At 72.6% G+C, this 23,320-nt stretch carries 17 protein-coding genes; 11 read left to right on the forward strand and 6 right to left on the reverse strand.

The window, feature by feature from the left end; all coding sequences use genetic code 11:
* The first annotated feature begins 92 nt into the window (after positions 1-92).
* The 4 genes from secD (at position 93) to ACIA8O_RS21835 (ending at position 6,070) form a co-directional block, all read left to right on the forward strand.
* A complete protein-coding gene (gene secD / locus ACIA8O_RS21820) occupies positions 93-1,871 on the forward strand; it encodes a protein translocase subunit SecD (protein ID WP_396295575.1) in 1,779 nt (592 codons plus the stop codon).
* 4 nt (positions 1,872-1,875) lie between these two features.
* Entirely contained in the window at positions 1,876-2,994 is a 1,119-nt protein-coding gene (gene secF / locus ACIA8O_RS21825) for a protein translocase subunit SecF (RefSeq protein WP_396295576.1), read from the forward strand.
* A gap of 14 nt (positions 2,995-3,008) precedes the next feature.
* The gene (locus ACIA8O_RS21830; protein WP_396295577.1) at positions 3,009-3,560 is read left to right on the forward strand and encodes an adenine phosphoribosyltransferase; all 552 of its coding nucleotides are present in this window, start codon (positions 3,009-3,011) and stop codon (positions 3,558-3,560) included.
* Between the two features lie 125 nt (positions 3,561-3,685).
* Positions 3,686-6,070, forward strand: coding sequence for a RelA/SpoT family protein (locus tag ACIA8O_RS21835; RefSeq protein WP_396295578.1), 2,385 nt, complete (start codon positions 3,686-3,688; stop codon positions 6,068-6,070).
* Positions 6,071-6,138: 68 nt separating this feature from the next.
* Here ACIA8O_RS21835 and ACIA8O_RS21840 read toward each other — a convergent pair whose 3' ends face one another.
* Together ACIA8O_RS21840 and ACIA8O_RS21845 are read right to left on the reverse strand one after the other, a co-directional pair.
* Entirely contained in the window at positions 6,139-7,368 is a 1,230-nt protein-coding gene (locus ACIA8O_RS21840; protein WP_396295579.1) for a DUF349 domain-containing protein, read from the reverse strand.
* A gap of 246 nt (positions 7,369-7,614) precedes the next feature.
* Complete coding sequence (locus ACIA8O_RS21845; RefSeq protein WP_396295580.1) at positions 7,615-8,415, reverse strand: peptidylprolyl isomerase; 801 nt, start codon at positions 8,413-8,415, stop codon at positions 7,615-7,617.
* Between the two features lie 222 nt (positions 8,416-8,637).
* On the opposite strand from ACIA8O_RS21845, the gene ACIA8O_RS21850 reads away from it, so the two are divergent.
* From ACIA8O_RS21850 to ACIA8O_RS21865, 4 genes are all read left to right on the forward strand, one after another.
* Positions 8,638-9,345 (forward strand): MBL fold metallo-hydrolase, encoded by a 708-nt coding sequence (locus tag ACIA8O_RS21850; RefSeq protein ID WP_396295581.1) that lies wholly within the window; start codon positions 8,638-8,640, stop codon positions 9,343-9,345.
* A gap of 11 nt (positions 9,346-9,356) precedes the next feature.
* Complete coding sequence (hisS, locus tag ACIA8O_RS21855) at positions 9,357-10,622, forward strand: histidine--tRNA ligase (protein WP_396295582.1); 1,266 nt, start codon at positions 9,357-9,359, stop codon at positions 10,620-10,622.
* Positions 10,619-12,415 (forward strand): aspartate--tRNA ligase, encoded by a 1,797-nt coding sequence (gene aspS, locus ACIA8O_RS21860; protein ID WP_396295583.1) that lies wholly within the window; start codon positions 10,619-10,621, stop codon positions 12,413-12,415. The genes hisS and aspS overlap by 4 nt, the downstream gene beginning before the upstream one ends.
* A 93-nt stretch (positions 12,416-12,508) precedes the next feature.
* Complete coding sequence (locus ACIA8O_RS21865) at positions 12,509-13,018, forward strand: GNAT family N-acetyltransferase (protein WP_396295584.1); 510 nt, start codon at positions 12,509-12,511, stop codon at positions 13,016-13,018.
* Here ACIA8O_RS21865 and ACIA8O_RS21870 read toward each other — a convergent pair.
* The 3 genes from ACIA8O_RS21870 to ACIA8O_RS21880 form a co-directional block, all read right to left on the reverse strand.
* Positions 12,991-14,349 (reverse strand): MFS transporter, encoded by a 1,359-nt coding sequence (locus ACIA8O_RS21870; protein WP_396295585.1) that lies wholly within the window; start codon positions 14,347-14,349, stop codon positions 12,991-12,993. The genes ACIA8O_RS21865 and ACIA8O_RS21870 overlap by 28 nt on opposite strands.
* Positions 14,346-15,320: a hypothetical protein gene (locus ACIA8O_RS21875; RefSeq protein ID WP_396295586.1), complete on the reverse strand. Its 975-nt coding sequence runs from the start codon at positions 15,318-15,320 to the stop codon at positions 14,346-14,348. Before ACIA8O_RS21875 ends, ACIA8O_RS21870 begins: the two co-directional genes overlap by 4 nt.
* 64 nt (positions 15,321-15,384) lie before the next feature.
* Positions 15,385-16,506, reverse strand: coding sequence for an alkene reductase (locus ACIA8O_RS21880; RefSeq protein ID WP_396295587.1), 1,122 nt, complete (start codon positions 16,504-16,506; stop codon positions 15,385-15,387).
* 115 nt (positions 16,507-16,621) lie between these two features.
* Between ACIA8O_RS21880 and ACIA8O_RS21885 the strand changes: the two genes are divergently transcribed.
* Positions 16,622-19,681, forward strand: a complete 3,060-nt coding sequence (locus tag ACIA8O_RS21885) for a BTAD domain-containing putative transcriptional regulator (RefSeq protein ID WP_396295588.1) — start codon at positions 16,622-16,624, stop codon at positions 19,679-19,681.
* Positions 19,682-19,859: 178 nt separating this feature from the next.
* Here ACIA8O_RS21885 and ACIA8O_RS21890 read toward each other — a convergent pair whose 3' ends face one another.
* Positions 19,860-20,753 (reverse strand): LysR family transcriptional regulator, encoded by an 894-nt coding sequence (locus ACIA8O_RS21890; RefSeq protein WP_396295589.1) that lies wholly within the window; start codon positions 20,751-20,753, stop codon positions 19,860-19,862.
* Between the two features lie 230 nt (positions 20,754-20,983).
* Here ACIA8O_RS21890 and ppk2 point away from each other — a divergent pair, with 230 nt between their 5' ends.
* Together ppk2 and ACIA8O_RS21900 are read left to right on the forward strand one after the other, a co-directional pair.
* The gene (gene ppk2 / locus ACIA8O_RS21895) at positions 20,984-21,829 is read left to right on the forward strand and encodes a polyphosphate kinase 2 (RefSeq protein ID WP_396295590.1); all 846 of its coding nucleotides are present in this window, start codon (positions 20,984-20,986) and stop codon (positions 21,827-21,829) included.
* A gap of 31 nt (positions 21,830-21,860) precedes the next feature.
* Positions 21,861-23,210 carry a replication-associated recombination protein A gene (locus ACIA8O_RS21900; protein ID WP_396295591.1) on the forward strand — a complete coding sequence of 450 codons (1,350 nt, stop codon included), beginning with the start codon at positions 21,861-21,863 and terminating at the stop codon, positions 23,208-23,210.
* The last annotated feature ends 110 nt before the right edge of the window (positions 23,211-23,320 follow it).

Consider the following 23,320-nt stretch of genomic DNA (forward strand, 5'->3'; position numbering starts at 1 on the left):
ACCTCACGGGCCGTCAGGCCACCTTCCCCCTATCCGCCACCTACCGGACAGGGCCCGGTGGGCGGCGGCATGGACAGGGAGAAACGAGCAAGGTGGCAACACCCAAGTCGCGCCCGCGCGACGGTTACCCGGGACGGGCACTGGCCTTCATCCTGGTCGTCACCGTCGGACTGGTCGCCCTCATGTTCGGGACGGGCCACACCACGCCGCGTCTCGGGATCGACCTCGCCGGCGGCACCAGCATCACGCTGACCGCCAAGTCGGATGACCCCGCTGCGATCAACAAGTCCAACATGGACACCGCGGTCAACATCATCCAGAAGCGCGTGAACGCCTTCGGTGTCTCCGAGGCCGAGGTCCAGACCCAGGGCTCGGACACCATCATCGTCAACATCCCGAACAAGGATGGTGGCAACGAGAAGGCGATCAAGGACGTCGGTCAGACCGCCAAGCTCTACTTCCGCCCGGTGCTCGCCCTCGCGCCCACCGGCTCCCTGCCGCAGCCCTCGGCCACCCCGAGCGCCTCGGGCACCCCGTCGGCCACCGCTTCGCCGAACGCCGGCGCCTCCGCCGGTGCCCCCTCGGCCACGCCGAGCCCGTCCGGCTCCAAGGCCGGCCGCGCCGTCACCGACGCGCTGAAGGCCGACCCGACCACCTCGGCCTCGCCGAACGCCTCGGGCACCCCGAACGCCTCCGGTGCCCCCAGCGCCGCGCCGAGCGCCCCGAGCGCCGCCGACCTCTCGGCCGCCCTCACCCAGGGCACCGTCCCGGCCGAGCTGCAGCAGCAGTTCGCCGCGCTGGACTGCTCGGACCCGTCCAAGCGCCTGGACTACCAGAGCGAGCCGGGCAAGCCCGCCGTCGCCTGCTCCTACGACGCCGAGCAGGGCATCTGGTACAAGTTCGCGCTCGGCCCGGTGGCCGTGAACGGTGACACCATCGACAAGGCCACCGCCGTCTACGACACCCAGCAGGGTGCCGGATGGCAGGTCCAGCTCCAGTTCAACAGCGCCGGCTCGGACGCCTTCGCCGCGATCACCGGCCAGCTGGCCACCCAGGCCCCGCCGGCCAACCAGTTCGCCGTGGTCCTCGACGGCAAGGTGGTCTCCCACCCGTACGTCCAGCAGGCCATCCCCGGCGGCTCGGCCGTGATCTCCGGCAGCTTCACCCAGCAGGAGGCCAAGGCCCTGGCCGACGTGCTCTCCTTCGGCGCGCTGCCGCTGACCTTCCAGATGAGCGACGTCACCACCGTCTCCCCGCAGCTCGGCGGCGACCAGCTGACGGCCGGTCTGATCGCCGGCGCCATCGGCATGGTGCTCGTGGTGCTCTACTCGCTGGTCTACTACCGCGGCCTCGGCCTGGTCTCGATCGCCGGTCTGGTGGTCTCCGCCGCGCTGACCTACGCGATCATGTCGCTGCTCGGCGCGGGCATCGGCTTCGCGCTCAACCTGCCGGCCGTCTGCGGCGCCATCGTCGCGATCGGCATCACCGCGGACTCCTTCATCGTGTACTTCGAGCGCATCCGCGACGAGGTCCGCGAGGGCGCCCCGCTGCGCCCGGCCGTCCAGCGCGCCTGGCCGCGGGCCCGGCGCACCATCCTGGTCTCGGACTTCGTCTCCTTCCTCTGTGCCGCGGTGCTCTACTTCGTCTCGGTCGGCAAGGTGCAGGGCTTCGCCTTCACCCTCGGTCTGACCACCGCCCTGGACGTCGTGGTGATCTTCTTCTTCACCAAGCCGCTGATCACCCTGCTCGCCCGCACCAAGTTCTTCGCCGAGGGTCACCCCTGGTCCGGTCTGGACCCGAAGCGCCTGGGCGCCCGTCCTCCGGTGCGCGGTCGTCGCCGCACCTCCGCCACTGCCGCCAAGGAGGTCTGACGCGATGTCACGCTTCAGCAACCTCGGTCACCGTCTCTACCAGGGTGAGGTCAGCTTCGACTTCGTCGGCCGGCGCAAGCTCTGGTACAGCATCTCCGCGATCATCGTCCTGGTGGCCGGCATCGGCCTGGCGATGGGCCTCAAGCTCGGCATCGAGTTCGAGGGCGGCTCGGTCTACACCGTCACCAAGCCCGGTCTGACGGTCTCCCAGGCCCAGTCCGCGGCCGACTCGATCCTGCACGACACCAAGGCCCTGGTGCAGTCCACGGACAAGGGCTCGGTCAAGATCCAGATCTCGGCCGAGGAGCAGATCCCGGCGGAGACCTTCATCTCCGAGCTCTCCAAGGACCTGGCCGTCCCGGCCAACGAGATCAACGCCCAGGTGATCGGCCCCAGCTGGGGCGAGGAGATCTCCAAGAAGGCGCTGCTCGGCCTGGTCATCTTCATGGTTCTGGTCACCGTGTACCTGGCCATCGCCTTCGAGTGGCGGATGGCCATCGCCGCCCTGGTCGCCCTGATCCACGACCTCTTGATCACCATCGGCGTCTACGCCCTGGTCGGTTTCGAGGTCACCCCGGGCACCGTGATCGGCTTCCTCACCATCCTCGGCTACTCGCTCTACGACACGGTCGTCGTCTTCGACACCGTGAAGGAGAACGCCAAGGGCATCACCCGGCAGAACAAGGTCACCTTCAGCGAGGCGGCCAACGCCGGCCTGAACCAGACCCTGGTCCGCTCGATCAACACCACCGTGGTGGCGCTCCTCCCGGTCGCCGCGCTGCTCTTCATCGGCGGCGGCATCCTGGGCGCCGGCACCCTGAACGACATCTCGCTGGCCCTGTTCATCGGCCTCGCGGCCGGTGCCTACTCCTCGATCTGCGTGGCGACCCCGCTGTACGCGCAGCTCAAGGAGGCCACCCCCGAGATGCGCGCGCTGGCCAAGAAGGTCGCCGCCCGCCGGGCGGCCGACGCCAAGGCCGCCGAGGAGCGGGCCGCCGCCGGTCTGCCGGAGGAGGACCCGCAGGCCGACGCGGACGACGACGAGTCGGCCGGTATGGTCGGACAGCGGAACCAGCCGGTCAGCAAGTCCCGCACCCGGGGCCGTCCGTCCGGCAAGCACTGACGACAAGGACCCCCGTGACCTCTCCCGACCCCGCCCTGGCCGAGCTGCTCAACAGCCGGATCAAGGACGTCCCCGACTACCCGAAGCCGGGCGTGCTGTTCAAGGACATCGCGCCGCTGCTGGCCGACGCCGAGGCGTTCGGCGCCCTCACCCGGGCGCTGGCCGCCCGGGCGGCGGAGCTCGGGGCGACGAAGGTGGTCGGGCTGGAGGCACGGGGGTTCGTGCTCGCCGCCCCGGCGGCGTACGCGGCCGGGCTCGGCTTCGTGCCGATCCGCAAGAAGGGCAAGCTGCCCGGCGAGGTGTTCGCCAAGTCGTACGACCTGGAGTACGGGTCGGCGACGCTGGAGGTGCAGTGCGACGCCTTCGCCCCGGGCGAGAAGGTGTTGGTCGTCGACGACGTGCTGGCCACCGGCGGCACCATCGCGGCCTCGCTCGACCTGGTCCAGCAGGCCGGTGCTTCGCTGGCCGGCGTGGTGGTCCTGATGGAGCTCAGCTTCCTGCCGGGCCGCGAGCGGCTGCTGCCGCACCTGAACGGCGCACCGCTGGAGACCCTGGTCACGGTCTAGGTTTTTTGGGGCGCGGGGAACTGCGCGCGAAACCACGCACCTTCGTAGAGGGCTGGGCGCGCAGTTCCCCGCGCCCCCGGGCGTAAACCCCACCGGTGCGGTGTCGGCGGACAAGGCTCTGTACCATGAAACCCCAACCGCACCACGAGGAGTCGTCCTTGCCCGACGAGGTTGTGCCCCCGGCGCCCGCCACGCCCAAGCCCTCGGCCACCGGCGGCATGCGGGCCCGCCTCGCCCGCCTCGGCGGTCAGCGCTCCACCGTGCTCAACCCGGTGCTGGAGCCGCTGTTCCGGACCATCAGGGCCCAGGACCCGAAGGCCGACCCGGCCCTGCTGCGCGACATCGAGCGCGCCTACGCGGTGGCGGAGAAGTGGCACCGCGGCCAGAAGCGCAAGAGCGGTGACCCGTACATCACCCATCCGCTCGCGGTGGCCACCATCCTGGCCGAACTCGGCATGGACGCCCCCACCCTGATGGCGGGTCTGCTGCACGACACCGTCGAGGACACCGACTACGGCCTGGAGACCCTGCGCCGGGACTTCGGCGACTCGGTGGCCCTGCTGGTGGACGGCGTCACCAAGCTGGACCGGGTGAAGTTCGGCGAGGCCGCGCAGGCGGAGACCGTCCGCAAGATGGTGGTCGCGATGGCCAAGGACCCCCGGGTCCTGGTGATCAAGCTGGCCGACCGGCTGCACAACATGCGGACCATGCGGTACCTCAAGCGGGAGAAGCAGGAGAAGAAGGCCCGCGAGACGCTGGAGATCTACGCCCCGCTGGCGCACCGGCTGGGCATGAACACCATCAAGTGGGAGCTGGAGGACCTCGCCTTCGCGATCCTCTACCCCAAGATGTACGACGAGATCGTGCGTCTGGTGGCCGAGCGGGCGCCCAAGCGGGACGAGTACCTGGCCACCGTGATCGACCAGGTCCAGGGGGACCTGCGGAGCGCCCGGATCACCGCGCAGGTGACGGGGCGTCCGAAGCACTACTACTCGGTGTACCAGAAGATGATCGTGCGGGGCCGCGACTTCGCCGAGATCTACGACCTGGTCGGCATCCGGGTCCTGGTGGACACCGTCCGCGACTGCTACGCGGCGCTCGGCACCATCCACGCGCGGTGGAACCCGGTCCCCGGCCGGTTCAAGGACTACATCGCGATGCCGAAGTTCAACATGTACCAGTCGCTGCACACCACGGTGATCGGTCCCGGCGGCAAGCCGGTCGAGCTTCAGATCCGCACCTTCGACATGCACCGCCGGGCCGAGTACGGCATCGCCGCGCACTGGAAGTACAAGCAGCGCGCGGTGGCCGGCGCCTCCAAGGTGCGCACCGACACGCCGACCCAGGTCCGCAAGGACGACAAGGCCGGGGCCGTCAACGAGATGGCCTGGCTGCGGCAGCTGCTGGACTGGCAGAAGGAGACCGAGGACCCGAGCGAGTTCCTCGAGTCGCTGCGCTTCGACCTCTCCAACAACGAGACCTTCGTCTTCACCCCCAAGGGTGACGTGATAGCGCTGCCCGCGGGTGCCACTCCGGTGGACTTCGCCTTCGCGGTGCACACCGAGGTCGGGTACCGGTGCATAGGAGCACGGGTCAACGGCCGGCTGGTGCCGCTGGAGTCGACGCTGGAGAACGGCGACACCGTGGAGGTCTTCACCTCCAAGGCGGAGAACGCCGGCCCGTCCCGGGACTGGCTCGGCTTCGTCAAGTCGCCGCGGGCCCGGAACAAGATCAAGGCCTGGTTCTCCAAGGAGCGCCGCGAGGAGGCGATCGAGCAGGGCAAGGAGGCGATCGTCCGGGCGATGCGCAAGCAGGGCCTGCCGATCCAGCGGATCCTGACCGGCGACTCGCTGGTGACCCTGGCGCACGAGATGCGCTACCCGGACATCTCCTCGTTCTACGCGGCGATCGGCGAGGGCCACGTCGCGGCGCAGAACATCGTCCAGAAGCTGGTGCAGGCGCTCGGCGGCGAGGAGGGCGCGACCGACGACCTGGCCGAGACCGCCACCCCGACGGCCCATCAGAACCGGGCCACCCGGCGCCGGGCCAAGGGCGACCCGGGGATCATCGTCAAGGGCGTGGACGACGTCTGGGTCAAGCTGTCCCGCTGCTGCACGCCGGTGCCGGGCGACCCGATCGTCGGCTTCGTCACCCGGGGCAACGGCGTCTCGGTGCACCGGGCGGACTGCGTCAACGTCGAGGCGCTCTCCCAGCAGCCGGAGCGGATGATCGAGGTCGAGTGGGCCGCGACCCAGTCCTCGGTCTTCCTGGTGGCCATCCAGGTGGAGGCGCTGGACCGCTCCCGCCTGCTCTCGGACGTCACCCGGGTGCTCTCCGACCAGCACGTCAACATCCTGTCGGCGGCGGTGCAGACCTCCCGGGACCGGGTGGCGATGAGCCGCTTCACCTTCGAGATGGGCGACCCGAAGCACCTCGGGCACGTGCTCAAGGCGGTCCGCGGGGTCGAGGGCGTGTACGACGTCTACCGGGTCACCTCGGCTCGCCGGTAGTCGGCCGGAACGACGGGAAGGGCCCCACCGCCTCGGCGGTGGGGCCCTTCTGACGTCGGGTCAGCGGATCAGCCGCTGAACTCCTCCAGGCTCTTCTGGGCCTGGTCGAGCAGCGCCTGACGGCCCGCCAGCTCGTTCTCCAGCTTGGTGACCTTGGACGCGTTGCCGGCCGCGCGGGCCTTGTCCAGGTCGGCCTGGAGCTTGTCCACGGCGGCCTGGAGCAGGGCGGTCATGCCGGTGGCCCGGGCCTTGGCCTCCGGGTTGGAGCGCTGCCACTCGGCCTCCTCGGCCTCGCGGACGGCCCGCTCGACCGTGTTCAGCCGGGCGTCCAGGCGGGGCTTGGCGTCGCGCGGGACGTGGCCGATGGCCTCCCAGCGCTCGGAGACCTCGCGCAGCGCGGCCTTGGCGGCCTTGAGGTCGGTGACCGGCAGGATCGCCTCGGCCTCGACCAGCAGAGCCTCCTTGAGCTTCTGGTTCTCGCCCTGCTCGGCGTCACGCTCGCTGAAGACCGCCGAACGCGCCTGGAAGAAGACGTCCTGGGCGCCCCGGAAGCGCGCCCACAGCTCCTCCTCCGCGTCCCGCTGGGCCCGGCCGGCCGCCTTCCAACGGGCCATCAGGTCCCGGTAGGCGGCGGCGGTGTCGCCCCAGTCGGTCGAGTCGGAGAGCGCCTCGGCCTCGGCCACCAGGCGCTCCTTGACCGCCCGGGCCTGGTCGCGCTCGGCGTCCAGGGTGGCGAAGTGCGCCTTGCGGTGCTTGGAGAAGACCGAGCGGGCGTGCGAGAAGCGGTGCCACAGCTCGTCGTCGCTCTTGCGGTCCAGCCGGGGCAGGGCCTTCCAGCTGTCCACCAGCGCGCGCAGCCGGTCCCCGGCCTCCCGCCACTGGGTGGACTCGGCCAGCTGCTCGGCCTCGGCGACCAGCTTCTCCTTGGCCGTGCGGGTCTCCTCCTGGGCCTTGGCCCGGGCCGCCTTGCGCTCGGTCTGGCGGGTCTCGACCTCACCGGCCAGGGTCTCCAGCCGCTGGGCGAGCGCGGCCAGGTCGCCGACCGCGTGCGCCTCGGTGACCTGCTCGCGCAGGTGGTCGAGGGCGGTCTGGGCGTCCTTGGCGGCCAGGTCGGTCTTGCGGACCCGGTGCTCCAGCAGACCGATCTCGGCCGACAGGCCCTGGTACTTGCGCTCGAAGTAGGCGAGGGCCTCCTCGGGGGAGCCCGCCTGCCAGGAGCCGACGACGCGCTCGCCATCGGCGGTCCTGACGTAGACGGTCCCCTGCTCGTCGACACGGCCCCACGGGTCGCTGCTCACAGCGCGCCTCCTCCACATGACGCCGCACCCCTGCGGGGGCGGTACGTCGTCCACAGTTGATGTGCGGCGGACCGATGGAGTCCGCCGTCCGGGCCGTCGGGGTTCGGTGCCGAGGGTGACGGCCGACGGTCAGGGCACCCTATACAACAAGCAAGATAGGCGACCAGCACCGGCGTTGTCCGTCATCCGGGCCGGGAGGGTCGTCACGGCGCCGCGCCCGGGGGCCGGGCGCGGCGCCGTCGGGGCTCAGGACTTGGTGGTGGTCACCGCGTTGAGCACCACGTTGGCGTTCGGCGCGCCGTCGCCCTTGCCGCCCTTCACACCGCCGGCGGCGATGTTCTCGAGCACGTCCAGGCCGCCGGTGATCTTGCCGAACGGCGTGTAGTTCGGCGGCAGTTGGGTGTCCTTGTAGACCAGGAAGAACTGGCTGCCGTTGGTGCCCGGGCCCGCGTTGGCCATCGCCAGGGTGCCGGCCGGGTAGGTGGCGCCGGTGAGGTTCTCGTCCGGGAACTGGTAGCCCGGGCCGCCGGAACCGGTGCCGGTCGGGTCACCGCACTGGAGCACGTAGATGCCCTGGGTGGTGAGGCGGTGGCACTTCACGTGGTCGAAGTACTGCTCGTTCGACAGGAAGGCGAAGGAGTTCACCGTCTTGGGGGCCTTGGCGGCGTCCAGGGCCACCGTCACGTCGCCGCAGCTGGTCTTCAGCACGGCGGTGTAGTTGGCCTTGGTGTCCAGCGACATGGCCGGCTCGGTCTTCCACTGCTTGCCGTTGGGCTTGCCCTCGGCAGGGGGGGTGCAGCCCTTGACCTTGACCGGGGTGGGGGCCGGAGCGCTCGGCGCGGCCTGCGCCGACTCCTGCTTCTTCGGGTCCGAGTCGAAGAGGCCGCCGGCCCAGGCGCCGCCCGCGGCGATCAGCACGACGGCCAGCGAGCCGCCGATGATCGCGTTGCGCTGACGGGCCTTCTTCTGGGCCTCGGCCCGGCGCTCCGCCTGGCGCTCGTACTTCTCGCGGGCGAGCTGCCGCCGCCGCTGTTCGCTGGTGACCACCGGGCGTGTCTCCTGAGGAATGGACGTCGTGGTTGGAATGCCGGAACGGATCATCGCATCCGCTGGCGGCCAAGTGTAGGGACCTCGTGTGTAAGTACGAGATCAGCCGTGAAGGCCGACAGGTCACGATCGGGTCGACAACCGGTTAGGAACCCGTGCGGTGGCGCCGGTAGGCTGCGGGGTGACTCGTAATGGTCCGTTACCCGATGGAGAGGAAACACGTTGTTCGTCGCCGGATTTCCCGCCGGAGCCTGGGGCACCAATTGCTACCTGGTCGCGCCGGCAGCCGGTGAGGAGTGCGTGATCGTCGACCCGGGGCACGAGGCCGCCCAGGGCGTCGAGGACCTGATCCGGGAGCACCGGCTGAAGCCCGTCGCCGTGCTGCTCACCCACGGGCACATCGACCACATCGCCTCGGTGGTGCCGGTCTGCGGCGCGCGGAACGTGCCCGCCTGGATCCACCCCGAGGACCGCTACATGATGACCGACCCGGCGCGCGGCCTCGGCCGCGCCCTGGGGCAGCAGATCATGGGGTCGATCACGGTCGGCGAGCCGGACGACGTGCGGGAGTTGACCGACGGCTCCGTGCTGGAGCTGGCCGGTCTGCAGCTGACGGTCGATCATGCTCCTGGTCATACCAAGGGGTCGGTGACCTTCCGGACGCCCATGAGCGAAGACATCCCACCGGTGCTCTTCTCGGGTGACCTGCTGTTCGCCGGCTCGGTAGGGCGTACCGACCTCCCGGGGGGAGACGGCGAGGCGATCCTGCGCTCGCTGGCCCGGGTGTGCCTGCCCCTCGACGACTCCACCGTGGTCCTCTCCGGCCACGGCGGCCAGACCACCATCGGCCGCGAGCGCGCGACCAACCCCTACCTCAGGCAGGCGGCGGGAGCGCACGGCGCTCCGGCCTTCCCGCGACGAGGAATGTGACGGAAGAGAAGTTGAGCACCTTCACCGCCCCCACGGGCACCTACGACCTGCTGCCGGGTGACAAGTCCGCCGAGTACCTGGCGATCCGTGACCGGCTGAGCGCCCCGCTGCGCCGGGCCGGCTACAACTACATCGAGACCCCGGTCTTCGAGGACGTCAAGCTCTTCTCCCGCGGCGTCGGCGAGTCCAGCGACATCGTCTCCAAGGAGATGTTCACCCTCGTCAAGCGCGGCAAGGAGGACCTCGCGCTGCGCCCCGAGGGCACCGCCTCGGTGGTCCGCGCCACCCTCCAGGCCAACCTGCACAAGCTCGGCAACCTGCCGGTCAAGCTCTGGTACTCCGGCAACTTCTACCGCTACGAGCGCCCGCAGGCCGGCCGCTACCGGCAGTTCTCGCAGATCGGCGCCGAGGCGCTCGGGGCCGAGGACCCGGCGCTGGACGCCGAGTTGGTCATCCTGGCCGACGACGCCTTCAAGGCGCTCGGCCTGCGGAACTACAAGCTGCTGGTCAACTCGCTCGGCGACAAGCAGTGCCGCCCGGTCTACCGCACCGCGCTGATGGACTTCCTGGCCAAGCTCGACCTGGACGAGGAGACCCGTCGCCGCGCCGAGCTCAACCCGCTCCGGGTGCTCGACGACAAGCGCGAGTCGGTGCAGGCCCAGCTCGCCGACGCGCCGATGCTCCGTGACTACCTGTGCGAGGACTGCAAGTCCTACGACGAGCAGGTCCGCGCGCTGCTGACCGCCGCCGGGGTCGCGTACGAGCAGGACCCCAAGCTGGTCCGCGGCCTGGACTACTACACCCGCACCACCTTCGAGTTCGTGCACTCCGGTCTCGGCGCGCAGTCCGCGATCGGCGGCGGCGGGCGGTACGACGGTCTGTCGGAGATGCTCGGCGGCCCGGCCCTGCCCTCGGTTGGCTGGGGCCTCGGCGTGGACCGCACCTACCTGGCGCTGGAGGCCGAGGGCCTGACCCTCGACCTGCCGGTCACCACCGAGGTGTACGCCGTGGCGCTCGGCGAGGAGGCCAAGGCCGTGCTGTTCGGCAAGGTCACCGAGTTGCGCCGGGCCGGCGTCGCCACCGACCTCGCGTTCGGTGTCAAGAGCATCAAGAACGCCATGAAGTCCGCCAACCGGAGCGGCGCCCGCTTCGCGCTGATCGCCGGGGACCGCGATCTCGCCGAGGGGGTCGTCCAGTTGAAGGACATGACCTCCGGCGAGCAGATCCCCGTCGCCCTCGAAGCACTCGTCACCACCCTGAAGGAGAAGCAGCTGTGATCCGCACGCACGACGCGGGCACGCTCCGCGTGGAGCACGCCGGAGCGACCGTCACCCTGGCCGGTTGGGTCGCCCGCCGCCGAGACCACGGCGGTGTCGCCTTCATCGACCTCCGGGACGCCTCCGGCACCGTGCAGATCGTCGCCCGTGACCTCGAGGCCATCGGCGACCTGCGCTCCGAGTACTGCGTCAAGGTGACCGGTGAGGTCCGGGTCCGCCCCGAGGGCAACGAGAACCCGGAGATCCCGACCGGCCAGGTCGAGGTCGTGGTGGAGGGCCTGGAGGTCCTCTCCGAGGCTGCCGCGCTGCCGTTCCAGGTCGCCGAGTACGAGCCGGGCACGGTCAACGAGGAGGTGCGCCTGCGCTACCGCTACCTCGACCTGCGCCGCGAGGGCCCCGCCCGTGCGCTGCGCCTGCGCTCCAAGGTGAACCACATCATCCGCACGGTGATGGAGGAGAACGACTTCCTCGACATCGAGACGCCGTACCTCACCCGCTCCACCCCCGAGGGCGCGCGCGACTTCCTGGTGCCCGTCCGCCTGCAGCCGGGCCACTGGTACGCCCTGCCGCAGTCGCCGCAGCTGTTCAAGCAGCTGCTCATGGTGGCCGGCATGGAGCGCTACTACCAGATCGCCCGCTGCTTCCGCGACGAGGACTTCCGCGCCGACCGGCAGCCGGAGTTCACCCAGCTGGACATCGAGGCCTCGTTCGTCGACCAGGAGGACATCCTGGCCCTCGGCGAGAAGGTCGTCTCCCGGATCTGGTCCGAGGTGCACGGCTACGAGGTCCCGAACCCGCTGCCGCGGATGACCTACGCCGACGCGATGAACCGCTACGGCTCGGACAAGCCGGACGTGCGCTTCGGCCAGGAGCTCACCGACCTCACCGAGTACTTCAAGGGCACCGAGTTCCGGGTCTTCCAGGCCCCGTACGTCGGCGCCGTGGTGATGCCCGGCGGCGCCTCCCAGCCGCGCAAGCAGCTGGACGCCTGGCAGGACTGGGCCAAGGCGCGCGGCGCCCGCGGCCTGGCCTACGTGCTGGTGGACGCCGAGACCGGCGAGCTGCGCGGCCCGGTGGCCAAGAACCTCTCCGAGGAGCACCTGGCGGGCCTGGCCGCCGCGGCCGGCGCCAAGCCGGGCGACGCGGTGTTCTTCGCGGCCGGCAAGAAGACCGCCTCGCAGGAGCTGCTCGGCGCCGCCCGTCTGGAGATCGGCCGCCGCTGCAACCTGATCGACGAGTCGCAGTGGGCCTTCCTCTGGGTGGTCGACTTCCCGATGTTCGAGCCGATCGAGGACGAGAAGGGCGAGTTCGCCGGCTGGCACGCCGTGCACCACCCCTTCACCGCCCCGACCGCCGAGTCGCTGGCCACCTTCGACACCGACCCGGGCTCGGCGCTCTCCAACGCCTACGACCTGGTGCTCAACGGCTCGGAGCTGGGCGGCGGTTCGATCCGTATCCACCAGCGCGACGTGCAGAAGCGGGCGTTCGACGCGATCGGCCTCAGCGAGGAGGAGGCCCAGTCGCAGTTCGGCTTCCTGCTGGACGCCTTCAACTACGGCCCGCCGCCGCACGGTGGCGTCGCCTTCGGCCTGGACCGCATCGTCACCCTCCTCGGCGGGTACGACACCATCCGTGACGTCATCGCCTTCCCGAAGACCTCCACCGGTGGCGACCCGCTGACCGGCGCCCCGACCCCGATCACCCCGGCCCAGCGCCGGGAGGCCGGCGTCGACGCCAAGCCGAAGTCGGAGACCGCGGCCGCGGCCAAGTCGGAGGCCCCGAAGGAGTCCTGACGAGGCTTCAGTAACATCGTGGCCCCGGTGGATGCGACACGTCGCAACTGCCGGGGCCGCTCTCTCGTCCACAAAGGCGTGGAAGGAACAACGATGACCGTCAGCACCAGAGTCGAGCTCCCCGAGGACGCGCCCGCGACCAGACGCGTGCACATGGCCGCGTTCCCCGGCCCGGACGAGGCCGACCTGGTCGACGCGCTGCGCCGTGACCGGGCCTGGCTGCCGGAACTCTCGGTGGTGGCGGTCGACGAGCGGGACCTCGTGGTCGGCCACGCCCTGCTGACCCGGCTGGAGGTCGGCGGCGGCGAGGCACTGGCCCTCGCCCCGGTGGCGGTCGCGCCCGAGTGGCAGCGCCAGGGGGTCGGGCAGCAGCTGGTGCGGGCCGTGCTGGAGGCCGCGGTGGCGGCGGGGGAGCAGCTGGTGGTGGTGCTCGGGGACCCGTCCTACTACGGGCAGTTCGGCTTCACCCCGGCCGCCGAGCACGCGGTGACCGGGCCCTTCGAGGTGCCCGCCGAGTACTTCCAGGCGCTCCGCCTGCCGGGGGCCAACGGCTCCACGCCGAGCGGGCACTGCCGCTACCCGGAGCCGTTCGGCGCGCTCTGAGCACGGACGGCCGGGCGGTGCGCTCTGAGCACGGACGGCCGGGCGGCGGCCAGGCCCAGGGCGGCCTCCGGCAGGACCAGGGCCAGCAGCAGGAGCAGCGGGGCCGTCCAGCTCCCGGTGGCGGTGTGCAGCAGACCCACCGTCAGGGGGCCGAGGGCGGCCAGCCCGTAGCCCGCCGTCTGGGCCAGCCCGGAGAGGCGGGCGGCGCCGGCCGGGTCCGCGGCGCGCAGGCTCAGCAGCGTGACGGCGAGCGGGAACGCGGTGCCGTTGGCGGCGCCGAGCAGCACCACCCAGAGCCAGGCCGCCTGCGGTGCCAGCAGCAGCCCGGCCAGTCCGAGGGCCGTGGCGGCGGAGACGGCGGCGGCGAGTGGGCGTTGGTCCGGCAGCCGGGCGGCGAGCACGGGGGTGGCGAAGCCCAGCGGGATGCCGACCAGCAGGAAGACCGAGAGCATCAGCCCGGCCTCGGCGCCGCCGTGCCCCTGATCGCGCATCAGCTGGGGGAGCCAGGCGGTCAGCACGTAGAACATCAGCGAGACCAGCCCGAGGAAGCCGGCCACGGCGAGGGCGAGCGGCTCGCGCAGCAGGGACTTGGTGGTGGGCAGGCCGCTCGGCGCGGGGCAGGGGGCCGGACGGCAGGGTGGCCGGGGGCGCGGGGAACTGCGCGCATCGGAAGGCTCGGACCCGTGTGCCGGGTACGGGCGCTCACGTGCACGTGGTTCTCCGTACCCGGCACACGGGTCACTTTCTTCCGCAGCGCGCAGTTCCCCGCGCCCCCGGGGTGACCACTTTGCCTCGTGTGCCCGGGGTGGCCACCTTGCCCCGTGCCAGAGCAGGGCGGCCGCGAGGGACGGGACCGCCCAGAGGGCGAGGGCCCACCGGACGCCGAGGGCTTGTTCGAGGGGGACGGCCAGTGCGGCGGCGAGGGCCGCCGTGGCGGACATCGCGGCCATGGCCAGCCCGGTGGCGGGGCCGATGCGGGCCGGGAAGTGCCGCTTGACCACGGCGGGGAGCAGGACGTTGCCGACGGCGATGCCCGCGCCCGCCAGGGCCGTGCCGGCGAACAGGGCGGGGGCGGTGGCGAGGCTCCGGAGGAGCTGACCCGCCGTCAGGGTGGCCAGCGCCCCGGCGACCGTCGCGGAGGTGCCGAAGCGGCGGGCGAGCGGGGCGGCGCAGGGGGCGAAGAGCGCCAGGCAGAGCACCGGCAGGGTGGTGAGGGCGCTCGCGGTGACCCCGCCGGTGCCGAGGGCGGGGAGCAGCGGCGGCAGGGTGGTGACGGCGGCCCGGAGGTCGGCCGCCAGCAGGAGCAGGGCGGCCACCGCCCACGGGGTCATGCCGCCCGGCCCCGGTACGGGCAGGAGAGCTGCTCCAGGATGGTCTCGGAGAGCAGGTCCTCCTGGCCCTTGAGGGCGTCGGCCACCTCCTGGTCGACCGGGAAGACCAGCTCGGCCGCGACGTTGTCCTGGACGATGCGGGCCAGGTTGTCCAGGGCGGTGGCCACCGGATCGGTGGGGAGCTGGGCGGTGGTGATGTCCAGCAGGTGGTCGTGGACCCGGGCCGGGTCCATGAAGCGCCGGAGGACGATGCTGTTCTGGTTGAGCACGGCGGTGGTCCAGATCGAGAGCACCACCACGTACAGGTCGGGCCACTCCTGCTCGCCGACCCGCTGCCGCCAGCGCCGCATCAGGCGGCTGACGCCGGCGATCTGGGCCCGGGCGGCGTGCGCCATGTTGGTGCGGATGTCGGCGTACACGGAGCCGGTGAACTCGGTGAAGGATTCGAGGGTGAAGCCGTCCCGGGCGATCGAGGTCTGCGCGAACTCCACTGCGGCATCCAGGATCCGGCGCGAGGAGGCCTCCAACTCCCGTGGCAGGGCGGCCTCTTCGAGGAGCTGCCGGGCGGTGGAGAGGGTGGACGCGAACTCCCGCAGGGGCGTCGCCCAGCCCGCCGAGCCGGACGGGCCGGTCAGGTACGGGGCGAGGATCGAGAAGGTGCCGAGCGGCACGTGGGCGACGGACTTGGCGAGTTCGAACTCCTCGGCCACCGGGTGCAGGCTCTCCCGCTCTCCGCGGTGGACCAGGGTGTAGCGACCGCCCCGGGAGTCGTTCTCGACCACGATCACCGGGGTGAGGTGGGGGGTGAGGTCCGCCTTGAGGGCCGCGTAGCCGCGCCGCATGCCGGCGTTGACGGCCAGCAGGGAGTCCCGGGCCCGGCGGGCCGGGTCGGAGCGGAAGGCGACCAGCTCCAGGTCGTGCGGGTCCACGTCCTGGCCGTGGTCGTTCCTGGTGGGCGGGGCGGTGGCCATGGTGATCCTCCGTCAGGGTCGGATGCCCCCACCCTGGCCGTCCCGCCGTCCCGGTCGTGAGGGCTCAGCGTCCCGCCCCGGTCCCGGTCGCCTTCAGCGCGGGGTAGTCGGTGTAGCCGGTCTCCCCGCCGACGTACATCAGGTGGGTGTCCCGGATCGGGTTGAGCGGCGCCCCGGCCCGCAGCCGGGCCACCAGGTCGGGGTTGGCCAGGAAGGCGCGGCCGAGCGCGATCAGGTCGGCGCCCGCCGCGAGCAGCCGCTCGCCGGCGGCGCGGCCGCCGTCCACCGGGAGCGGGCCGGGCCAGGGGAGCACCGGGTTGGCGATCAGGGTGCCGGGCCAGGCGCGGCGCAGGGCGTGGAAGAGCGGCTGCTCCGGGTCGGCGAAGACCACGTGCAGGTAGGAGAGCCCGCCGAGCCCGGCCAGCGCCTCGACCAGGGCCGGGTAGACCTCCTCGACGTCGTCCTCGGCCATGCCGTTGGCGGTGACCCCGGGGGCGATCCGGACGCCGACCCGCTCCGGGCCGATCGCCTCGGCCACCGCGCGGACCACTTCGACGGTGAAGCGGATGCGGTGGGCGACCGGGCCGCCGTAGCCGTCGGTGCGGCGGTTGGTGTGCGAGGAGAGGAACTGGTGCAGCAGGTAGCCGTTGGCGGAGTGCACCTCGACCCCGGCGAAGCCCGCCTCCACCGCCCGGCGCGCGGCGGCGGCGAAGTCGGCGACCGTGTCGCGGATGTCCTGCTCCGTCATCTCCCGCGGCACCACGGCCTCCTGGTGCCCGGACGGGGTGAAGACGGTGCCGGGGAGCGGGACGGGGGAGGGCGCGAGCGGGTGCAGGCCGGTGGTCTCCGGGTGGCCGACCCGGCCGCCGTGCTGGAGCTGGAGGTACATCTGCCCGCCCTCGGCCCGGACGGCCTCGGTGACCCGCCGCCACCCGGCCACGTGGGACTCGTCGTGGAGGGCCGGGATGTCGGGGTAGGTGGCGCCGACCGGGTTGGGGGTGGTGGCCTCGGCGATGATCAGGCCGGCGGTGGCACGCTGGGCGTAGTAGGCGGCCATAAGTGCGGTCGGGACCCCGTCGGCGCTCGCCCGGTTGCGGGTCATCGGGGCCATCACCAGGCGGTTGGCGAGGTGCAGCCCGCCGAGGCGGGCGGGCCGGAACAGGTCGGTGGCGGTGGCGGTGGTCACGATGGGCTCCTCGGAGCTTGCCGGGTTGGTGTTCTGACGATGGCTCAGCCCGCTTCGGGAGTGCTGACGGTCCGCTGACGGAGGCTGATGATCTTGGCTGTGTAGGGTGGGCCGCATGAGGTACGGGGTGCTCGGTCCGCTGACGGTGTGGGACGCGGAGGGCGCCGTGGTGCCCGTCCCCGAGGCCAAGGTGCGGGCACTGCTCGCGGTGCTGCTGGTGCACGAGGGGCGCGCCGTCCCGGTGGACCGGCTGGTCGACGCCCTCTGGGGCGAGGCCCTCCCCGGGAACCCCGCCAACGCCCTCCAGGCCAAGGTCTCCCAGCTGCGCCGGGCCATCGGCCGGGACCGCGTGACGTACCAACCGGCCGGGTACCGGCTGCAGTTGGCGGACGGCGAGCTCGACGCCGGGCTGTTCCGCGCCCGGGCGGCCGGGGCCCGGCTGCTCGCCGCCCCGGGGGAGCGGGCGGCGGGTCTGGGCGCGGCCCTGGAGCTGTGGCGTGGCGAGCCGTACGCGGACTTCGCCGACGAGGAGTTCACCCGGGCGGCCGTGCAACGGCTCGCGGAGGAGCGGCTGGTGGTGGAGGAGGAGCGGGCCGAGGCCCGGCTGGCGGCGGGCGACCCGCTGCTGGTGGGGGAGCTCGCCGAACTGGTGGACCGTCACCCGCTGCGGGAACGGCTGCGCGCGGTGCAGCTGCGGGCGCTGTACCGGGCCGGGCGGCAGAGCGAGGCACTGGCCGCGTACGGGGAGCTACGGGCACTGCTGGCCGAGGAGTTGGGGATCGACCCGGGGTCGGAGCTCACCGCGCTGCACCAGGCGGTCCTGCGGCAGGACCCGGCGCTGCTGGCCGCCCCGGCGGGGCTCGGCAGTGGGGCGGCCGTGGTGACGGGCGCCGGCGCGGCGGTGTTGCCGGTGCCGCGCACGGGATTGGTCGGGCGCGGCCCGGCCTTGGAACGGCTCGTCCACCTGCTGCGCGGCGAACGGCTGGTGACGCTCACCGGGCCCGGCGGAGTGGGCAAGACCCGGCTCGCCCTGGCCCTCGCCCACCGGCTGGCGGAGGACCCGCGGGAGGACGTCCGGCTGGTGGAGCTCGGCCCGTTGCCGGTCGGCACGGCCGACCTGGCCCAGCCGGTGGCCGCCGCCCTCGGCCTCCAGCAGGCGGCGCTCCCGCTGGCGCCCGACTCGGCCGCCGCCTCACTGGCCGCGGCGCTGCGGGGGCGGCGGACCCTGCTGGTCCTGGACAACTGCGAGCACGTGATCGAGGCGGTCGCCGCCCTGGCCGCCGACCTGCTGGCGGTGGCGCCCGGCCTGCGGGTGCTGGTCACCAGCCGGGAGTCGCTGCGCCTGCCGGAGGAGACCCTCTTCCCCGTCGCACCGCTCGAACCCGCCGACGCCGCCCGGCTGTTCACGGAGCGCGCGGCCGCCGCCGCCCCCGGCTTCGGACCGCTCGCGGCGGACGACGCCCGGACCAGGGAGGCCGTGGAGCTGATCTGCGGCCGCCTCGACGGTCTGCCGCTCGCCCTGGAGCTGGCCGCCACCCGCGTCCGGTCCATGGGCGTACGGGAGTTGGCGGACCGGCTGGGCGACCGCTTCCGGCTGCTGGCCTCCGGGCAGCGCGGGCTGCCCGCCCGGCAGCAGACCCTGCGGGCGGTGATCGACTGGAGCTGGGAGCTGCTCACCGAACCCGAACGCGCCGTGCTGCGTCGGCTCTCCGTCCCGGTGGCGGGCTGCACCTTGGCCGCCGCCGAGGAGGTCTGCGCGGCAGGCGGCACCCCGGAGGCGGAGGTCTTCGACCTGGTGGCCCGCCTGGTGGACCGTTCACTGGTCGACGCCGTGCACGGCACCGACGGCCCGCGCTACCGGCTGCTCGAATCGGTGGCCGCCTACGCGCGCGAACGCCTGCACGAGGCAGGGGAGTCGGGCCCCACCGCCGACCGCCACGCCCACCACTACGCGGATCTGGCGGTGCGGGCCGAGCCCGCGCTGCGCGGTCCGGAGCAGCGGGACTGGCTGGCCCGGCTGGACGCCGACGCCGCCAACCTCCGCGCCGCCCTCGACCACGCGCTGCACGGCGCCGACCCGGCCGGGGCCGCCGGGACGGCCGCCGCCCTCACCCCCTGGTGGCTGCTGCGCGGCCGCCTCCACGAGGGCCGCACCACCCTCGGCGCCGTGCTCGACGGGCTGCCGCCCGGGACACCGGGCGAGAGTGAACTCCGCATCCAGCACGGCGTGTTCGCGATGCTGACCGGGCACCGGCCAGCCGGCGGGGAGCTCCCCGACGAGAGCACGATGCCCGGCAGGGTGCTCTGGTTCCACGGCTACGGCCTGCACCACGCGGGCGACCCGGTGGCGGCGCGGGCCGCGGCCGAGCGGGCGCTCGCACTCTGCGCGGCGGAGGCCGACGGCTGGGGCGAGGCCGCCGCCCGTGCGTTGCTGGCCGTCACCGCACTGGCCACCGGGGACCTCTCCGCGGCCGGTGCCGAGGGGTCTGCGGCCGCTGCCGCCTTCCGCGAACTGGGCGACGGCTGGGGCGAGTTGCAGACCGTCCCGGTGCGCGCCGCACTGGCCGAGATCGCCGGGGACCACGCGGCCGCGACCACCCTCCAGACCGAAGGACTGGCCCTCGCCGAGGGCCTCGGCCTGGCCGCCGAGGTCTCCGCCCGGCTCGGCGGCCTGGGCCGGCTGGCTCTGCTCGCCGGCGACTGGGACCGGGCCCGCGAGCTCCACGAACGCGCCCGGCAGGCTGCTGTCGCCCAGGGCTACCTGTACGGCGAGGTCTTCGCGCTGATGGGGCTGGCACTGGGCGCCCGGCGGGCGGGTGAGCTGGACGAGGCCGAGCGATACCTCCGCACGATGCTCGACGACTACCCGTCGTCGACGGCCGGGAAGCACCTGCTCCACGTCGAGCTCGGCTTCACCGCCGAATTGCGCGGACAGGTGGCCGAGGCCGCCGCCCTGCAGCGTGAAGGACTTTCGTACGCACGGGAGTTGGGAGACCCACGGGCCGTCGCGCTCTCCCTGGAGGGCCTGGCCGGAGCCGCCGTCCTCGCCGGCGACCCGACCGAGGCCACCCGCCTGCTCGCCGAGGCGGACACCCTCCGCCGGGCCAACGGAGGCCCGCTCCCACCGGCGGAACGCCGCGACGTCGACCGCATCACCGCAGCCATCCCCGGCTGAGCCTCGGGACGCTCGGAAGGGCAGCGACCCAGGGGCGCGGGGAACTGCGCGAGTCGGAAGACGATGACCGTGTGCCGGGTACGGATAATCACGTGCAGGTGGGTGTCCGTACCCGGCAGATGGGTTGCTTTCTTCCGTTTCGCGCAGTTCCTCGCGCCCCTGGCCCCTGCGGGGGCTCCTACAGGGTGAGCGTGCTGCGGCAGCTCTCGACGAAGGCGGCCATCGCCTGGGTGAGCGGCCGGTCGCGCAGCCAGTACAGGCCGACGTGGCTGGGGGAGAGGCCGGTGAGGTCGCGGTAGACCACGTCGGGGCGGGAGGCGAGGCGGCGCATGGCCTCGGGGGCGAAGCCGATGCCCTGGCCGCAGGCGACGGCGGCGAGCCATTCGTCGGCGTTGTGGACGACGGCGCCGATGCGGGCGGGGCGGTCGCCCCGTTCGGGGCAGCCGAGCCAGTAGGCGCGCCAGAAGCCGGCTTCGGCGGGGATGGCGACGAAGGGGTCGTCGAAGAGTTCGGAGACGTCGATGGTCTCGCGGTGGGCCAGCGGGTGGGAGGTGGAGAGGACCGCGACCCGGGGCGAGATGCCGAGCCGTTCGCCGGTGAACTCGGGGCCGAGGTCGGCGGGGGCGTGCCAGAGGGCGAGGTCGATCTCGCCGCCGGCCAGGCCGGAGGTGACGTCGAACCAGTTGTTCTGCCGCATCCGGGCCTGCCAGCCGGGCATCCGCCGTTCGAAGTCGGCCATGGTGGCCAGCCCGACCAGGTTGATGGTGGCGCCCTCGAAGCCGACCCGGAGCAGGCCCTGCGCCTCGGTGGCGGCCTGCCGGGTGGCCCGGACGGTGCACTCCCAGCCGGCCAGCAGGCCGGGGGTGCGGCGGGCCAGTTCCTCGGCGGCCGGGGTGGGCGTCACGCCGGCCCGGGTGCGTTCGAAGAGCTGGACCCCTAGCAGGGTCTCCAACTGGCGGACCTGCTTGGTGAGGGTGGGCTGGGACACCAGCAGCCGGGCGGCGGCGGCGGTGAGCTGGCGCTCCTCGTAGACCGCCGCGAAGGAGCGGAGCAGCCGGGTGTCGATGTCCATGCCATCAGGTTATGGAAGGAGGAATTGGACCGGTCGACCGGGGCTGGGGCAGAGTGGGCCCCCCGTCGCGGGGGTCCGGTACCGGCAGCACAGGGGACGGCCGGTCCCGGGCGCCCGCGCCGTGGCCACGCAGTACCGGCACCGTTCCCACGCAGTGCCGCGCCGACCTGCACCGGGGTCTGATCCGCCGTAACGTGAGTGCCCATCAGCACCCGTGAGCGGAGGGCCGGATGGCGTCGAAGTCCCCCAAGCCGGAGAAGTCGTCCACGCCGGGGAAGTCCCCCGACCGGCTCCCGAAGAAGCCGTACGAGCGCGAGCTGCTCCGGCTCCAGGGCGAACTGGTGAAGCTCCAGGAGTGGGTGAGGGCCGAGGGCGTCCGCCTGGTGGTGGTCTTCGAGGGACGGGACGCGGCCGGCAAGGGCGGCGCGATCAAGCGGGTCACCGAGTACCTCAACCCCCGGGTGGCCCGGATCGCCGCGCTGCCGGCGCCGACCGAGCGCCAGCGCAGCCAGTGGTACTTCCAGCGGTACGTGGAGCAGCTGCCGGCCGCCGGGGAGATCGTGCTGTTCGACCGGAGCTGGTACAACCGGGCCGGGGTGGAGAAGGTGATGGGCTTCTGCACGCCGGAGGAGTACTGGCAGTTCCTGCACCAGTGCCCGACCTTCGAGCGGATGCTGATCGAGGCCGGGATCATGCTGCGCAAGTACTGGTTCTCGGTCAGCGACACCGAGCAGGAGAAGCGCTTCCGGGACCGGCTGGAGGACCCGATGCGGCGCTGGAAGCTCTCGCCGATGGACACCGAGTCCATCTCCCGCTGGGAGGAGTACTCCCGGGCCAAGGACGAGATGTTCGTCTACACCGACATCCCCGAGTCCCCCTGGCACGTGGTGGAGAGCGACGACAAGCGCCGGGCCCGGATCAACATGATCGCCCACCTGCTCTCCACCGTCCCGTACCACGAGGTCAGCCCGCCCTCGGTGCAGCTGCCGCCCCGCCCGCCGGGCCACGGCTACCAGCGGCCCCCGCGCGACCTGCAGAAGTACGTGCCCGACCACGCGGCGAAGCTGGCCGACTGAACCGTCACCGCTCTGGCATACGCTTCACAGCGTGGAACCGGACCTCTTCACCGCAGCCGCCGAGGAACGCCAGGCCCAGGAGCCCGGCCGGGCCCCGCTCGCCGTACGGATGCGCCCGCGCACCATCGACGAGGTGGCCGGGCAGCGGCAGCTGCTCCGGGAGGGCTCCCCGCTGCGCCGTCTGGTGGCCAACTCGCGCGGCCCGGCGGCGACCAGCTCGGTGATCCTCTGGGGCCCGCCCGGCACCGGCAAGACCACCCTGGCGCACGTGATCAGCCAGGCCGTGGAGGGCCGCTTCGTGGAGCTCTCGGCGATCACCGCCGGGGTCAAGGAGGTCCGCGCGGTGATCGACGGCGCCCGCCGCGCCGTCGGCATGTCCGGCCGGGAGACGGTGCTCTTCCTGGACGAGATCCACCGCTTCTCCAAGGCCCAGCAGGACTCGCTGCTCCCGGCGGTGGAGAACCGCTGGGTCACCCTGATCGCCGCCACCACGGAGAACCCGTACTTCTCGGTGATCTCCCCGCTGCTCTCCCGTTCGCTGCTGCTCACCCTGGAGTCGCTCACCGACGAGGACGTCCGGGCGCTGCTGCGCCGCGCGGTGGAGGACGAGCGGGGCCTGGCGGGCGGGGTGACGCTCGGTCAGGAGGCCGAGGACCACCTGGTCCGGCTCGCCGGGGGAGACGCCCGGCGGGCGCTCACCACCCTGGAGGCGGCGGCCGGGGCGGCGCTGGAGAAGGGCGAGGCGGAGATCACCCTGGCCACCACCGAGACGGCGGTGAACCAGGCGGCGGTCCGCTACGACAAGGACGGGGACCAGCACTACGACGTGGCCAGTGCCCTGATCAAGTCGATCCGGGGCAGCGACGTGGACGCCACCCTGCACTACCTGGCCCGGATGATCGAGGCCGGCGAGGACCCGCGGTTCATCGCCCGGCGGCTGATGATCTCGGCCAGCGAGGACGTCGGCCTGGCCGATCCGACGGCCCTCCAGACCGCGGTGGCGGCGGCCCAGGCGGTGGCGCTGATCGGCTTCCCGGAGGCCCGGATCATCCTCAGCCAGGCCGCCATCGCGCTGGCCCTGGCCCCCAAGTCGAACGCGGCCTACCTGGCGATCGACGCCGCGCTGGCCGACGTCCGGGCCGGCCTGGCCGGGGCGGTGCCGCCGCACCTGCGGGACGGCCACTACAAGGGCGCCGCCAAGCTGGGCCACGCCCAGGGCTACCAGTACCCGCACGACCTGCCCGAGGGCATCGCCCGCCAGCAGTACGCGCCGGACGCGGTGCACGGCAAGGAGTACTACCAGCCGACCCGCCGCGGCGGCGAGGCCCGCTACGCGGACACCGTGGAGTGGACCAGGGGTCGGCTCAGGGGCGATCAGTAGTCCTGTACAGTTACCCGGAGTGCCTTGTCCCGGGCCCGGCGGTGAGCTTCGGCTGACCGACCGGCCGCACCAGCGGGGCGATGGCCACGAAGCCCCTCGTGGGTTTCCAG

The sequence above is a fragment of the Kitasatospora sp. NPDC051853 genome (genome assembly GCF_044452665.1).
Lineage (GTDB): Bacteria > Actinomycetota > Actinomycetes > Streptomycetales > Streptomycetaceae > Kitasatospora.